Below are 15,104 nucleotides of genomic sequence, written 5' to 3'. Positions count from 1 at the left end.
ATGCAATATGCCGCCTTTCCCCAAGCGGTTTGGACGCCTATGTGGAAGCTATGAAAACTGAATATGACATTCTTATCGTGGGTGCGGGATTGGTCGGCCTGACGACGGCGCTCTGTTGTGCTGAGACAGGATTTTCCGTCGGGCTGATGGACCGGAAAGCCGTGACCGCAGGACAGGATGGTCGGGCGTCAGCGCTGTCGGCGAGCTCGCTGCGTCTGATGGAAAACCTCGGCCTTGACCTGTCGAGCGACGTGCAGCCCATTCGGGACATGCTCGTGACGGAAGGCACGCCCGATAGCCCGTGGCGTCTGCATTTCGAAGGCGACGGAGATGGCGGTGACCTGGGTGGTTTGATTGAAAATCAAAAGCTAAAAGCTGCTCTTCTGTCCAAAGTCAAAGCGACAAAAGCCATCACGATCACAGCGCCACTGATGATAACAGAGGCTGTCCACGATGCATCCGGTGTAAATGTTGTGTCGAATGTTGGAGACTTCACTGCCGCGCTCCTCGTCGCGGCGGATGGGCGGGAGTCGACTTTGCGCCGCAAAGCCGGGATAAATGTCCAGCGATTTGATTATGACGCCTGCTCACTCGTCACGACAATCGCGCATGAATTACCGCATGACGGTTTGGCGTGGCAACGGTTCCTGCCGGGCGGTCCGTTAGCTGTTCTGCCCCTGACAGAGCAGCGCAGTCAGATCGTTTGGTCGGGACCCGCGGCGCAGATTAAGGCGGCAGAGGCGTTGGATGAGGCTGATTTCCTCGCACTCTTATTCGAGAAGATGGACGGTTATCTGGGCCAATTGCAACTGACCGCCCCGCGCGTTTCCTGGCCCTTGCGCCTGCAAGTCGCGGATCAATTCACGGCGGACCGTCTCGCACTGGTCGGGGATGCAGCCCATGTCATCCATCCGCTGGCGGGGCAGGGCTTGAACCTTGGGCTGCGCGATGCGGCTGCCCTCGCGGACGGGTTGAAAGCCGCCAAAGAGACGGGGCAGGATATCGGCGTGGCGGGACTGCTGGATTACGAATCCGCCCGCAATTCGGACACTAGATTGATGGGCGCGACGACACACGCGCTCGCAAACCTATACAGGATCAACTCACCTGCACTTGGCCATGCAAGACGGCTGGGACTGGTCTTGACAAACAGGTCGGGCATCATCACATCCGCGCTTCGGAAAGAGGCGGCGGGTGAAACCGGGTCGCTTCCCGGGCTGATGCGTCGCCGCTTTTAGGCCGTTCAGTTTCAATTCATGTGTCGTCCCCCAAAGGGCGCATAGAAACCAAATTTCATACTTAACCGTATGAAGACTAGATCGGTGCCGGACATTGCGCCCCGTTTCGGTATCGTAGCCCCACTCCTGTTTACAGGGGTGGGGTGCTTTCGTTTCAGGGCGTGACAGTTTCCAACGTACCGTCCGAAATGCGGATATATTGCGCCTTCTCGCCAAAGTCCGAGAAAAGCGAGCTGTCCGTCCCCGTCATGAAGACCTGTAATTTCAGGTCCAGCAATTCCTCCGCCAGCGCGGCCCGTCGACGCGCATCCAGATGTGCGGCCACTTCGTCCAGTAACAGGATCGGCGTTCGCGCCCGCAGCGCCCGCGCATGGGCGAGCACCAATCCGATGAGCAGCGCTTTCTGCTCCCCCGTCGAACACAGCCCCGCCGGCATCCCCTTCCCCGCATGGGTGGCGTGAAGCTCGGTCCGGTGCGGACCTGTTAGCGTCCGCCCGGCGCGCAGATCCGTTTGGCGGGTTTGTGCGAGTGTCTCGCGATAGGTTTCCGTGATATTTTCAAGATTGTCACCTTCTGAAAAGCTGTTTTCCAACGTGCCGTCCAAGCCGATCAGCGATTGCGGAAAGACGGTTTCACGCGCGGAAATCTCCGCTTGCAGAGCCGTCACCGTTATCACTCTCGCCTGCGCGACTTTTGCGCCATAGGCGGATAGGTCCGTCTCAATCGCCTCATACCAAACGCGGTCGGTTACGCCGTCAGACAGCAAGCGGTTACGTTCCGTCCGCGCTTTTTCAAATCGGATAGAATTCGACCCGTGCTCGGCATCGAAAGCCAGCGCGAAACGGTCAATGAACTTCCGCCGGTCAGAGGCCGGACCCGTGAAGAGACGATCCTGTGCGGGTGTTAGCCAAAGGAGCGAGAGCCGCCGCGCGAGTTCCGGCCCCGTCGCATTGCGTCCATCTATCCGCAGGACCCGCCGACCTGGATATTCAGGGACTTGCCCAATGGAAATGCGGGTCGGGTCGTCTTCAGCTTCCGCATGGAGTGTCGCATTCACACCCCAGGCCGGAGAGACATTTCCGTCCTGTACGCGGGCGAGCGTACTGACTTTCGCGCGACGTAATCCACGCCCCGGAGAGAGCAGGGAAATCGCTTCGAGCAGGTTGGTTTTTCCGGCCCCGTTCGGACCATGAATGGCTATCGCACCGGAAATGAACTCGGCGTCAAGTGAAGCGTAGGACCGATAATCAATCAGCCGTAGAGAGGCGACTGCCGCCACTCCGAGTGCCTAGACGCGAAGCGGCATCAGCACGAATAGCGCGTGCTCGTCTTCGGGATCTTTCACGAGGGCGGGCGAGGCCGGACTTTCGAGGAAGAATGTGGCATCACGGCCTTCGATCTGACCCGCAACGTCCAGAAGATATTTGGCGTTGAAGCCAATCTCCAGTGGCTCCGCATCATAATCGACAGGCAGGTCTTCATTCGCATTTCCGCTTTCCGGATTATTCACGGTCAGGGAAAGATTATGTTCAGCCAATGACAATTTCACGGAGCGGGATTTCTCGGCAGAGATTGTGGAGACACGGTCCACCGCGCTCTTAAAGACCTGATTATCAATCGTCAGTTCTTTCGTATTCCCCTTTGGAATGACTCGCTCATAATCCGGGAATGTCCCGTCAATGAGCTTGGATGTCATGACGGCATGGCCCGTTTGGAAACGGATTTTCGCCTCGGACACCGCAACCTGAATGTCGCCATCAACGCCGTCAATCAGGCGACGGATTTCTGCGACGGTTTTACGAGGCACGATAACACCGGGCAGACCTTCCGCGCCCGCAGGCACAGGGCTTTCGGCGAGCGCGAGACGGTGACCGTCCGTGGCCACGGCCCGGAGTTTTCCGTCATGGGCGTGGAGATAGATGCCGTTAAGATAATAGCGCGTCTCTTCAGTCGAGATCGCGAATTTCGTTTTATCGATCAAACGGCAAAGGTCTTTCGCCGGCATGGCAAAATCATGGGTAAACCCGTCCGCCGTCATTTTCGGGAAGTCACCGGAAGGTAGAAGTGGCAGTGTAAAGTGCGAACGGCCCGCATCGACATCCAAACGGTCATCGGCATTGATCTGCAACACGACTTGTGATCCGTCCGGCAATTTGCGGGCGATGTCGTAAAGTGTGTGCGCGGGCGCTGTAACCTGACCGGGGGCAGAGACATCGGCCTCTGTTGATTCCGAGACTTCGATATCCAAATCCGTGGCGACCAGGGAGAGGCGTCCATCTTCCGCACTGAGCAAAACATTCGAGAGAATTGGGATCGTGTTACGGCGCTCCACAACATTCTGGACATGGCCGAGCGCTTTCAGCAGCGCGTTGCGTTCAATTGACAATCTCATGACAGACCCAAATCAGGAATTTTCATTATCGTAAACCATAACCATACCTTCACTAAAGCCAAGGCTTTCACATTAAAAAACCCGCCGCGACGCAGTGTCGGGCGGGCTTTTTGCATAATCATGTGGATGACCCTAATTCACACCTTGGGCCTGGGCGCGGCGCATCATCTCGTCGCGGAACATCGCTGTGAAATCGGGCGGCTCTAACAGGATGGGCGGGTAACCACCATTCTGCGTCATTTCCGACATCATCTGACGGGCGAACGGGAAGAGTAGACGCGGACATTCGATCATGATGAGCGGCTGAATTTCTTCAATGCCGACACCTTGGAAGGCAAAGAGACCCGCATATTCCAGTTCTGCGATAAAGGCGATTTCATTATCGCGGCGCGCTTCGGCTTTGAGCATCAACGTCACTTCAACCGTGTCGTCTTCCAACATCTGGCGACCGATTTCGATATTGATCCCGATCTGCGGCGCAGGAAGACCTGTGCGCAAGGACCCCGGGGCATTGGGGTTTTCAAAGCTCTGGTCCTTCGTATATTGCGCCAGAACGGAGAGCATCGGACCCTGCGGCGTGGCCTCGGTTGGTTGTGTGGGTTCACCCTCTATCGACAATGAGTCCTGTTGGGTCTCTTCTGCGGGTTTGTCTTCACCCTTTTTAGGCTTTTTCGCCATGAAACGCTCTTTCCTTGAAACTGTGTTCCGCACACCTTAGCTAGACACAAGATGGCCTGTAAGGCCGTATATAAGCGGGAAGACCGCAAGTTAAAGGCCTACCATGTTCGATGTTATGATTTATGCCGCTTTAGCGACCATTGTATGTGTCGTTTTTTACTCCGTTTTGGGGAAACAGACAGGGTTTGGCGGCACGCCGGATGAAAAAGTCGACCCCGTCGCCTTTGGCATGGAAGATGTGAATAAGAAGCCGGAACCTGAAGCCGGACCTGATCCTGAAATTGAGCGCCTCGGCCTATCGGCCATTACGCGCCTCGACCCGTCATTTTCCATCGCGAATTTTATGAACGGCGCGACGGCAGCCTATTCAATGATCCTGGAGGCCTATGCAGGCGGTGACCGGGATATGTTGAAAGACCTCCTGACGCCGGAGACGTTCGAGATTTATGACGAAGCCATCACGGCCCGCGAAAAAGCCGGACAAACGCAGGTCACGGATTTAGGTCGTCTTCGCAAAGCGTCCATCAAAAGCGCGCGGACTGAAGGGTCCGTTGCGCATATCCGCGTTCTCTATGAAGCGGACCTGACGTCTGCCTTAAGAGATTCCGGTGGTAATGTGGTTCAGGGCGATCCGGATGTCCTGTCCTCCGTCTCTGAGGTGTGGGAATATGAGCGTGACCTGAAGGGCAAAGATCTGAACTGGCGCTTGGCCGAAGTCGAGCCCAGCGAAGGCGACGATATGAAAGCCGATCCTTCACCGGACACAACTGTCTAATTATGCGCATTTGGTTTGGCGGAGTCGGGCTGGCACTGCTGGTCTCGGCCTGCACGACAATTCCGACAGAGCCGACCTATCCCGATCCGGATGTTGAAAATCCGGGCGCGATTGTCATTGCGGAACCCATCCCAACACCGCCGACGGCACCCGTCGTTCAAACACCTGCCCCTGCCCCGTCTGAGCCGCCACCCGAACCCGTGGTCGAAATTCCGGCTTCGGGTTTTGAGCAATTACCATTTTGGACCACACATGATCCGCGTCCTGCTTTGGAAGCCTTTACGCGCGGTTGCGAAAGTTGGGCAGAAGCTGACCCCAAGGCGCTACTAAACCCGAACCTACCGCAATATGGGACCTATCTCGATTGGCAGATGACCTGTCAGGCCGGCGCGGTTCTTCAATCTGTCTCTCCTGGTGCAGCGGATACGCGTAATTTTTTTGAAAGCTGGTTCGCGCCCGTTTCCCTCTCGACACCCTCGAAACCGGATGGTTTGCTGACAGGGTATTATGAGCCGGAAGTCGAGGTCCGCCTGAAACCTACGGCGACATTTTCTGAGCCGATCCTCGCCAAACCTTCTGATGACGCAATACTCCGCCTGCCTCGATCGCAGGTCAATGCCCGCACCTCGCGCGTGATTGCTTATGGCCGTCCCATTGATGTCTTCTTCCTGCAAATTCAGGGCTCTGGCCGTTTGAAATATAAGGACGGCCGCAGGCTGCGCGCGGCCTATGCCGCGAATAATGGCCAGACCTATCAATCCATCGGCGCGGTCCTCGTTCGGCGCGGGGAGATGACGCTGGAACAGGCGTCTAAACAATCTATTGCCGCTTGGATGAAACGCAACGGACCTGCCGCGACCCGTGCACTGATGAACGAAAACCCCCGCTACATCTATTTCACGGAACAGGCGATCCGGCCAAATGAGGGCCCGCAGGGTGCAATGCGCGTGCCGCTCACCGATATGGGCGCGATCGCCGTCGACCCGCGCTATCACCCCTATGGCAGTCTATTCTGGTTGGAGACGACGCTTCCCACAAAGCCCGGCGATTATCGCGGTCAGCGGACGGGACTTCTCGTCGCGGCGCAGGATACGGGCGGCGCAATTAAAGGTCCGTTGCGGGCGGATCTCTTTTTCGGCTCTGGCGCAGATGCCGGTAATCGCGCGGGAGTTCAAAAACATCGTGCGAAATGGACGCTCCTCCTCCCTCGGACTCTCTCGCCCAGTTCAAATTCGACATCATGACCGACCGTCCGTTAAAACCGGGTGAGAGAAAGGTCTGGAAACATGTCGCGCAGACGGTCTCCCCGCGCCGTCGACCTAAGGGCAAGGGCAGCGCCAAACCTCTACCGACGCGCGAAGACTTCGCCAATATGCTCCGCATTCCGGCGGGTGAAACGAAATCCGCGAAACCCATTCCGAAAACGCTCGACGTTAATCAGGATAAACGCGTCCGTCGCGGACGAGTTGAGGTCGATGCGAAAGTCGACCTGCATGATATGACCCAAGCGACGGCGCGTCCTGCCTTGCACAAGGCCATCATGCGCGCGGCGAACCGGAATAAATCCTGTCTCCTCGTCGTGACGGGGAAGGGACTGCGTGGCGATGGGGTCCTGCGGCGCAACTTTCCCGACTGGATCGCCGACCCCGCCATCCGCCCACTTATCGCGACTTACGCGCCCGCCCATATCAAACATGGCGGCTCCGGCGCGTGGTATGTGTTTCTGAAACGTTGAAAACCCGCCTGCAACTTTTGCTGCAAACGGGCTTTCCAAAATGTGACGAGGGTGGAGAGAGTGACCTAGAGGTCCGCCCCGCCCCAGAGTTTGGAAAAGGCTTCGCAATGGATCAGGACGGAACCGAATTGCGAGAGATCGACATTGGCCGGGATGATGTAATCCTGTGACCCTTTGTTCGATTTCAATTCACCCAGACGGACAGAATTTGTTGTCGCTGTTGTGCCTGTAACTGAGTCCAATGTTTGCGGAGACAGGAATATTTTCAAATCGGGACCGCGTTTCGTTTTGAAATCATCTGACAGGCGCAGGATGGTCTGGCCGTTTTCCTTGATGATTTTCCAATCACCCTGAATTCCATAAGTGCGTTTCGTGAAATCACCGGAAACAGCTGTGTCCGTCATGGCGACGGTTGTGACAGTGGCTTCCGCGGCATGTGCGACATTGGCCGCACAGAGGACAGTCAGGCTGGCACCACCGTAAATGGCGACGGTGGCGAGGGCAGTTGCGATATAAGACTTGGCATTCATGGTACTAACTTTCTTTCTTGACCCTTCGGTCTATTTCTCTCCAAAAAATTTAGGCCCTCGGGCGGGGGAGGAAGTTACCCGATGGCCACAAACCCTGAATACATTACTTGACTATTTGTTCAAGTATAAATATATCACAAGCGTGAGAGGTCTCTGTGAGGCCATAAATCTGAAAGATTCAAATGGCCCGCCCGAGACTGTTTAACGAAGACGATGTGAAAACCGCCCTGCGTGATGTGTTCTGGGAACACGGATATGAAGGCGCATCCTATGCCGATATCATGGCCGCGACGGGCCTGCAGAAAGGCTCTCTTTATGCCAGCTTTGGCAATAAGGAACAGCTCTATCAATTCGCACTGGCCAATTATAACGCCAATCAAGTCACGCCGGGCGTAGCGATGTTGCGTGATGAGAGCGTGTCCGGTTATGATCGTATCGCGACCCTCTTTGACTTCCTGATTGAAGCCGCTGAAACCGTTCAGGGCCGCTGGGGTTGCCTCCTCTGTAATGCGGCGACCGACCGCGCACCGATTAACTCGACCACAGAAGACGTCGTCAAAGCCTCCATGACCCGCATGCGCGAAGCCATTCGGGACTGCGTCATCAATACACCCGCCTGGGATAAGGCGGAACTTATCTGGACCGCCTATTTCGGCGCCCGCGTTCACATCAAGGCGGGCTATTCAAAGGCGGATATGGAAATCCTCAAAACGCAAGTTCTCGAACTTTTTGAATGATCGCTACAGAATAAACTTCGACAGATCCTGATCCCGCGCGAGTTTGCCGACCTGTTCCTGCACGTAATCCTTATCAATCACGAATGTACTGCCTGACTTGTCCGTTGCCGTGAATGAAATCTCGTCGAGCAAGCGTTCCATGACCGTGTGCAGTCGTCGCGCGCCAATATTTTCGACACTGGCATTGACCTCGGCAGACAGCTTCGCGATTTCCGCGATCCCGTCTTCCGTGAAATCCAGCGTCACATCCTCAGTCGCCATCAGCGCCGTATATTGACGGATGAGACTAGCTTCCGGTTCTGTTAGGATGCGGACAAAATCCGCTTCCGTCAGCGCGCGGAGTTCAACGCGGATAGGCAGACGACCCTGTAATTCCGGTAAGAGGTCAGACGGCTTGGCAACATGAAACGCGCCCGACGCGATGAAGAGAATATGGTCCGTCTTGACCGGCCCGTATTTTGTGGAAACGGTCGTCCCCTCAATCAGGGGCAATAAGTCCCGCTGCACACCTTCACGTGACACATCTCCGCCCCGCGCATCAGCCCGCGCCGTGATCTTGTCAATCTCGTCAAGGAACACGATGCCGTCCTGCTCGGCACGTTCGACCGCCTCGCGCTTGATGGAGTCGTCATCCAGCAGCTTATCCGCTTCCTCGGACAGGAGGGGGCCGTAAGCATCGCGCACGAACAGCTTCACGGTCTTCGTCCGGCCCATCTTCCCGAACATGGCGGACAGGTCGAGCATGCCCATGGACGCGCCGGGTTGCCCGGGAATGTCCATACCCTGAAATGGTGAGGCATTATCCGCCAGTTCCAATTCGACTTCTTTATCATCCAGTTCTCCGGCGAGGAGTTTGGTGCGGAATTTCTCGCGCGTGGTTTCGGACGCGCTCGCCCCGACCAGCGCTTCGATGATGCGGTCTTCGGCGGCGGCTTCAGCCTGCGCCTTGACCTGCGAACGTTTTTCCTCGCGCAACAGGCTGATCGAGGCCTCGACGAGATCGCGGACAATCTGTTCGACGTCACGACCCACATAGCCAACCTCGGTAAATTTCGTCGCCTCGATCTTGATAAAGGGCGCTTGTGCGAGTTTGGCGAGGCGGCGCGAAATTTCGGTTTTGCCCACACCCGTCGGCCCGATCATGAGAATGTTTTTCGGCGTGACTTCGGCCCGCAGGTCTTCGGCCACACGGCGGCGACGCCAGCGGTTGCGCAAAGCAATGGCGACGGCGCGTTTCGCATCCGCCTGCGCCACAATATGACGGTCCAGTTCGGACACAATTTCGCGCGGGGTGAAGGATTGGGAGGAGAGATCTGTCATGCGTCCAAGATGGGGACCGCCGCGCAGGGTTCAAGTCTTGTATCCCGAATGAACTTACATGACGTTCAAACGTAGATAGAAGATGACAGACCGTACCTTTCCCGATGATTTCGTCCCGCTCGAAAAACGCCCTGCGGATAAGGGTGACGTAACTACATCCGAAATTGTCGCCATGGCCTGGGATGATGAAACATCCTTTGACAATATCGAAGCGCAAACGGGTTTGTCGGAATCCGAGGTTATCAAGATTATGCGCGGCCATATGAAGCCGAGCAGTTTCCGCATGTGGCGGGAACGGGTGAGCGGCCGCGCGAGTAAACACGGGCGGTGAAGACGAAGGCAAGTTCGCAGGCCCGATGTCATCTCGCATAAGACCGAAGCTCGCAAATGCGGGCCTTGTTGTTTGCTCGCAAACAGCCACCCGAGACGCATACGCATTGGTTGTATGTCTCTAACAGCTCCATATTTCATGTCATCCTCGGGCGCGACCCGACGATCCATTGTGGGATTTCGCGTGATGAAACACTCCACGCAAAACACACCGTATGGATCGTCCGACTAAGTCGGACGATGACAGTCTTTAAAGGGGTTAAGCTGGCCTTTTGATTGCTCTCCTCAAAGCTGTTTAGCTTTTGTATCTCTTATTTTGTGTCCGTTTCACTCTTAATAAAACGGGATGTCCGCGTGGGTATTCAGGGTTCTGGTCGCAAACCAGGGTTAAAGCTAAGTTTTCGAACCCCAACGGGCCCACGCGGCGGCGCCTTTTCGCACTAACGGCCGAACCATTCAGTCGGGGAACGATCAGCTCTCGTTAGGCCACCCAAGCAACCGGGACATTACGCCCTTCGCTCCAATGACAAGCACCGCTTCTTTCCGATTAAGCCAATGTGCACCTGACCGCCCTGTGAAAGAAGACAGGCTAAAGATTGCACAAGGTGAAGGGGGTGTGGACGCAGTTTTTGAAATAAATCTCAATCCCCGCTTATTTCGACTTTAAATCGTTAGAATAGTTGACAATTTAATTCATCAATCCACGCTTTCAAAAACGTCATAACCGGGGATTATCTTTTTAGACGACGCTGTTTGATCTCCAGTTAGAGATTCTCACGCCGAACCGTTACACGATTCAGTTCCTTGCGAATTGATATTCAATCAATTGTCTGCATCATCCAACATCGCTTTCACAGCCTTTACCCAACCGTCCCGCGAGACAGTTTCCTGCGCGGGTCTTGTGGATTTCCATTCCTCGTTGCTCTCAATCGCTTGCGCCGCTTTTGCACCTTCATAGAGATCTTTGAGGGTCACCTCGCCCGCTGCCATCTCATTGCTGCCCATGAGGACAGCGACTTGCGCATTGCGGCGGTCAGCATATTTCATTTGTTTCGTGACATTGCCCGAGCCGACAAAGACTTCGGCGCGGACGCCTTGCGCGTGAAGTTCCGCCGCCATTTTGAAATATTCGCCCATCAGTGAGCGATCAAACGCACAGATGACAACAGGGGGCTTGGCCGCGGTTTCCAACGCATCCATCCGTTCCAGCGCGGAGAGGAAACGCGAGACGCCGAAGCTGAACCCTGTTGCAGGTACGGATTGGCCGCGGAAGCGCGAGACGAGATCGTCATAGCGACCACCGCCCCCGATTGAGCCGATACGGACGGGGCGACCCTTGCGGTCGCGGATATCGGCGAGGAGTTCGGCCTCGAAAACGGGTCCGGTGTAATAACCCAAACCACGCACTATGGAGGTGTCGAATGAAACACGGTCATTCCCAAAACCAACAGCGTTGAGGATCGTATCGATTTGCGCGAGTTCATCCACGCCGGATTTCCCGCGTTCCGATTGCCCGACGAGGCTTTCCAACGTTTTAATCGTCTCCCCGCGATCTTCGGCAGAAGCTGTTGTAAATCCGAGCACGGCCTTAATACCCGCCGCATTTAATTTTGCGCCGTCTGTGTAATCGCCGGATTCATCTTCGCGGCCTTCGCCGAGGAGCGCTTCGACACCGTCTGCACCTAGGCGATCAAGTTTATCGATTGCGCGGAGGGTTTGCAGGCGTTGAACCGCGCCCGCTTCCGTATTCGGAACGCCGGAGGCTTCCAAAATACCGTCGAGCAATTTGCGGTTATTGACGCGGACGGCATATTGCCCGTCTTTCAATCCGGCGGCGCGCATGACTTCCGCGGCCAGCATAATCATTTCGGCATCTGCGGCAGGACCTGCTGCGCCAACTGAGTCCGCGTCGCATTGCGTAAATTCGCGGAAGCGGCCCGGTCCCGGTTTTTCATTGCGGAAGACACTGCCCGCTTGGTAGCGGCGATAAGGTTTGGCCAGCGCGTCGTAATTCTCGGCCACGAACCGCGCGAGCGGCGCGGTCAAGTCATAGCGCAGGCTCATCCATTGTTCGTCATCATCCTGCAGAGCGAAAACGCCGACATTGGGACGGTCCTCATCCGGCAGAAATTTCCCCAGCGCATCGGCAAACTCAAAGGCCGGCGTCTGGAGCGGTTCAAACCCGTGCATATCATAGACGCTGAATGCAGCTTGAATCAGGCGAGCTTCGGCGCGCAAGCTCTCGGCATTGCGATCCTCAAAGCCGCGCGGGCGGCGGGCTTTGGGGCGGAAGGGTTTGTTCTTTTTCTTGGACATGGGCGTGTCCTATTCTGCGGGGACGAGAATGAAAAGACCCAAGCCTCACATATTTAAGGGGGCCATATCTATGGGATTGTCGCGCCGCTCTGGCGCAGTAAGGTCTCTCAAGATTAAAAAGGACATCGCTATGAAACGCGCCATTCTACTCTCGGGTATTTTACTCGCCCTGCCCGTCGCGGCGGCGGCCCAAAAACCCAGCTTGAACGTCGTGCAGCAATGTCAGGCCGTACTGGATTTCACATCCGAGCGCGTGGGCGACGTCAAAGCCTATGACCAGGCAGACGTGAAGACCGTCCAGAAAGGCCTGGACGCCTATAATGCCTTTCTACAAGCCGAGCATATCAAGCCGGGTCTGTTAGAATTTACGGGCGGCGATCAGACAGCGGCCAAAGATTATCAGACGCAGATTGATGCTTTTAAGGAACAGATCGTGACGGGCCTAAAGGCGAAACATCCCCAAGCGCGTATCTTCACGGACCAGGCCATCGCGATAAATAATTGTTATGAACAAGCCCCAATGGATGCGAGCCAGACGCCAATGATGAAGAACGCGCTGGAGACGATTATTAAACTCGCCCGGCAGGGCTAATGGTTTGAAGGCTGTGACTTGCGATAGGCTCTGGTGATAATAACGGGCGTCTCCAGAATCTGTCCGCGCGTCACGCCTTCATCTCCTTCCTCACCCGTGTTCATGGCTTGGATAGTGGTCACAACCTCCATCCCATCCGTGACGCGGGCGAAGGTCGCGTATCCCTGCCCGTCCTCATTGCGGCTTCCGCCCGTATCGAGGAAATCATTATTCCCGACATTGATGAAGAAATAGGCCGCGCTGCCTGAGCCCGGTTCCAGCCTTGCAATAGACACCGCACCATCGGCATTCGATATCCCCGTCTCCGTGGTCAGTTCATGCGCGATCGGGTCGCCGATCATTTCACTGTCGAGACGTCCGCCCTGTATGAGGCTCATCCCCATCCCGCGCGGATCATTATCGGGTCGTACAACGCGGTAAAACCCTTGGCCATCATAGAGACCATCATCGACATAGCGCAGAAAATCCGCGCTGCTGATCGGGGCTTTGTCGGGATAGACAGTGATCTCTATCGCACCTTCCGTCGTGTCTAGAATGACGATGGGGTCGGAGGACGCCGAGGTGCAAGCGGTCAGGAGAGCGACCGTAAGGAAGTAGTGTTTCATGCCAAAAGCTTGAAGCCTCATCGCGCAAATGTCCATTCAGTTTACATTCAGCGCTCACCCCTTACCAAATAGACAGGTCAAGGGAGGTTCGTCTGGGGGGATGAACACCCTGACCAGGACAGGTTGAGCCGCAACGGGTTGCCCCCCAAATGCAGCTCCCTGTCCGCTAGCACTTTTTATTTATAGAGCGCCATGAGGGCCGTCGTTGACGGGTCATGTGATCCGGCTTCTCCGGATTCCATCTCGTCCAGAATGGTCGTGGCGAGGACTTTGCCGAGTTCCACACCCCATTGATCGAAACTGTTCACATTCCAGATCACGCCTTGCACAAAGGTCTTATGCTCATAGAGAGCGATAAGGTGGCCGAGCGCTTCGGGGGAAAGCTCGTCCAGTGTGATCGTCGTCGAGGGGCGATTTCCGGGGAAGGTTTTTTGCGGCGCGAGGGCGTCGATGTCCGACCGGTCCGCATTTTCTTTACGGACGACGGACTCGGCTTTGCCCAGCATCAGAGCCTCACTCTGCGCAAAACAATTGGCGAGCAACGCCTGATGATGACCCGGGCGATCCTCGTGGTCTTTTAGCACGGCAACAAAATCGACGGGTGCGCCGCCATAACGGCCTTCGCTCGGCCCTTGATGCAGCCATTGGAAAAAGGCGTGCTGACCATTCGTGCCTTCATCGCCCCAGATGACGGGGCAAGTAAGAGTCGAGGGGTCACCGTCACGTGTCGCGGATTTGCCGTTACTCTCCATTTCCAACTGTTGGAGAAAGGCTGAGAATTTACGCAAGCGGCGCGAATAGGGAATGACGGCCTGTGAACCGTAACCCAGACCGTTACGATTCCAGATACCGGTGAGCGCCATCATGACGGGTAAGTTTTCCTGCAAGGGCTGATCACGGAAATGCAAGTCCATCGCCTTTGCTCCATCAAGGAAGTCCGAGAAGACATCCGGGCCATAAGCGATCTGCAAGGACAAACCGACAGCGGACCAGACGGAATAACGACCACCAACCCAGTCCCAGAAATCGAAAATATTCTCGGGATCGATGCCAAAATCAACGGCGCGGTCCCGATTGGCGGTGACGGCAATCATGTTCGACCCGCCATAGTCGCCGAGCCAATCCCGCACGCTCTCGCCATTCATTTTGGTTTCCTGCGTGCCGAAAGATTTGGACACAACGACGGCAAGGGTCTCCGCGGGATCCAAGCCCTTAATCGCATCATTCACGGAGGCGCCATCAACATTTTCAGCAAAGCGTAAGGTCAGGGACTGCTCCGCACTCGCCTCGAACGCATCCGCGACAAGACGCGGGCCGAGGTCGGAGCCGCCAATGCCGATATGGACGATGTTTTTAAACTTGCCTTCTGCGCGAATTCTGTCGGCGTAATCCGCCATGCGGCGACGCATCTCGGCAACTTCTTTTTGGTTCTCAGGCGTTCCGCCGACACCGCGAAGCGCCATATGCAGGACCGCGCGGTCTTCGGATGTGTTGACCTTCTCGCCCGCAAATAATTTCGCCCGCCATTCCTCGAGACCACATTTCGCCGCAAGATCGAGCAACGCATCCAACGCCGCACCGTCAATCGCCTGTTTCGAAAAATCCGCACGCAGGGGACCTTCGGAAAGAACAAAACGCGAGAGACGGTCGGACTCGGAGTCGAAGAGCGACGGGATGGATATATCGCGGTCCGCCTCTGAGGTGATTTTGGAGAGGAGAGTTTTACGGTCGGTCATTTGTTGCTCCGTTTAAAAATCAAATTATAATTTATGTCATCATCCGGGTTGTTCGGGTGATCCATTCGCATTCTCTCTGCGACACAGACTGTCATGGGGTCAAATGTCGAACCGCAATAC

General features: G+C 55.9%; 15 protein-coding genes. 7 read left to right on the top strand and 8 right to left on the bottom strand.

Going from position 1 to position 15,104, the window contains the following annotated elements; genetic code table 11:
• Window positions 1-50 precede the first annotated feature (50 nt).
• Window positions 51-1,238, top strand: a complete 1,188-nt coding sequence (locus ACP9M6_RS03260) for an FAD-dependent oxidoreductase (protein WP_427453407.1) — start codon at window positions 51-53, stop codon at window positions 1,236-1,238.
• A 154-nt stretch (window positions 1,239-1,392) separates the two neighbouring features.
• Here the strand turns inward: ACP9M6_RS03260 and recF are convergent, their stop codons facing one another.
• The 3 genes from recF to secB all read right to left on the bottom strand — a co-directional run bounded on the left by recF (window position 1,393) and on the right by secB (window position 4,308).
• The gene (recF, locus tag ACP9M6_RS03255) at window positions 1,393-2,517 is read right to left on the bottom strand and encodes a DNA replication/repair protein RecF (protein WP_427453405.1); all 1,125 of its coding nucleotides are present in this window, start codon (window positions 2,515-2,517) and stop codon (window positions 1,393-1,395) included.
• Window positions 2,518-2,526: 9 nt separating this feature from the next.
• Window positions 2,527-3,630: a DNA polymerase III subunit beta gene (gene dnaN / locus ACP9M6_RS03250; protein WP_427453403.1), complete on the bottom strand. Its 1,104-nt coding sequence runs from the start codon at window positions 3,628-3,630 to the stop codon at window positions 2,527-2,529.
• Between the two features lie 132 nt (window positions 3,631-3,762).
• Window positions 3,763-4,308: a protein-export chaperone SecB gene (gene secB / locus ACP9M6_RS03245; protein WP_427453401.1), complete on the bottom strand. Its 546-nt coding sequence runs from the start codon at window positions 4,306-4,308 to the stop codon at window positions 3,763-3,765.
• 103 nt (window positions 4,309-4,411) lie between these two features.
• Here secB and ACP9M6_RS03240 point away from each other — a divergent pair, with 103 nt between their 5' ends.
• Genes ACP9M6_RS03240 through ACP9M6_RS03230 form a run of 3 tightly spaced genes read left to right on the top strand, consistent with a single transcriptional unit; the run spans window position 4,412 to window position 6,818 of the window.
• On the top strand, window positions 4,412-5,083 hold the full coding sequence (locus ACP9M6_RS03240; protein WP_427453399.1) for a Tim44/TimA family putative adaptor protein: 672 nt from the start codon (window positions 4,412-4,414) through the stop codon (window positions 5,081-5,083).
• Between the two features lie 2 nt (window positions 5,084-5,085).
• Window positions 5,086-6,327, top strand: coding sequence for a murein transglycosylase A (gene mltA / locus ACP9M6_RS03235; protein ID WP_427453397.1), 1,242 nt, complete (start codon window positions 5,086-5,088; stop codon window positions 6,325-6,327).
• Window positions 6,324-6,818 (top strand): Smr/MutS family protein, encoded by a 495-nt coding sequence (locus tag ACP9M6_RS03230; protein WP_427453396.1) that lies wholly within the window; start codon window positions 6,324-6,326, stop codon window positions 6,816-6,818. The genes mltA and ACP9M6_RS03230 overlap by 4 nt, the downstream gene beginning before the upstream one ends.
• A gap of 65 nt (window positions 6,819-6,883) precedes the next feature.
• On the opposite strand, the gene ACP9M6_RS03225 is transcribed toward ACP9M6_RS03230, so the two are convergent.
• A complete protein-coding gene (locus ACP9M6_RS03225) occupies window positions 6,884-7,348 on the bottom strand; it encodes a DM13 domain-containing protein (protein WP_427453394.1) in 465 nt (154 codons plus the stop codon).
• Window positions 7,349-7,530: 182 nt separating this feature from the next.
• Between ACP9M6_RS03225 and ACP9M6_RS03220 the strand changes: the two genes are divergently transcribed.
• Entirely contained in the window at window positions 7,531-8,085 is a 555-nt protein-coding gene (locus ACP9M6_RS03220; RefSeq protein WP_427453393.1) for a TetR/AcrR family transcriptional regulator, read from the top strand.
• 3 nt (window positions 8,086-8,088) lie between these two features.
• Here ACP9M6_RS03220 and hslU read toward each other — a convergent pair whose 3' ends face one another.
• Window positions 8,089-9,405 (bottom strand): ATP-dependent protease ATPase subunit HslU, encoded by a 1,317-nt coding sequence (gene hslU / locus ACP9M6_RS03215; RefSeq protein ID WP_427453391.1) that lies wholly within the window; start codon window positions 9,403-9,405, stop codon window positions 8,089-8,091.
• 172 nt (window positions 9,406-9,577) lie between these two features.
• Between hslU and ACP9M6_RS03210 the strand changes: the two genes are divergently transcribed.
• Window positions 9,578-9,736 carry a TIGR03643 family protein gene (locus tag ACP9M6_RS03210; protein ID WP_427454746.1) on the top strand — a complete coding sequence of 53 codons (159 nt, stop codon included), beginning with the start codon at window positions 9,578-9,580 and terminating at the stop codon, window positions 9,734-9,736.
• An 821-nt stretch (window positions 9,737-10,557) separates the two neighbouring features.
• Here the strand turns inward: ACP9M6_RS03210 and hisS are convergent.
• On the bottom strand, window positions 10,558-12,051 hold the full coding sequence (gene hisS / locus ACP9M6_RS03205; protein ID WP_427453389.1) for a histidine--tRNA ligase: 1,494 nt from the start codon (window positions 12,049-12,051) through the stop codon (window positions 10,558-10,560).
• 130 nt (window positions 12,052-12,181) lie between these two features.
• Between hisS and ACP9M6_RS03200 the strand changes: the two genes are divergently transcribed.
• The gene (locus ACP9M6_RS03200) at window positions 12,182-12,643 is read left to right on the top strand and encodes a hypothetical protein (protein WP_427453388.1); all 462 of its coding nucleotides are present in this window, start codon (window positions 12,182-12,184) and stop codon (window positions 12,641-12,643) included.
• Here the strand turns inward: ACP9M6_RS03200 and ACP9M6_RS03195 are convergent.
• A complete protein-coding gene (locus ACP9M6_RS03195) occupies window positions 12,640-13,248 on the bottom strand; it encodes a peptidylprolyl isomerase (protein ID WP_427453386.1) in 609 nt (202 codons plus the stop codon). The genes ACP9M6_RS03200 and ACP9M6_RS03195 overlap by 4 nt on opposite strands.
• A gap of 176 nt (window positions 13,249-13,424) precedes the next feature.
• Window positions 13,425-14,984 (bottom strand): glucose-6-phosphate isomerase, encoded by a 1,560-nt coding sequence (pgi, locus tag ACP9M6_RS03190; protein ID WP_427453384.1) that lies wholly within the window; start codon window positions 14,982-14,984, stop codon window positions 13,425-13,427.
• Between the last annotated feature and the right edge of the window lie 120 nt (window positions 14,985-15,104).

This window comes from Litorimonas sp. WD9-15 (assembly GCF_050271975.1).
Classification (GTDB): Bacteria; Pseudomonadota; Alphaproteobacteria; order Caulobacterales; family Maricaulaceae; genus Litorimonas.
Note: the sequence above shows the minus strand (reverse complement) of the source record. Positions and strands in the feature narration are given on the sequence as shown.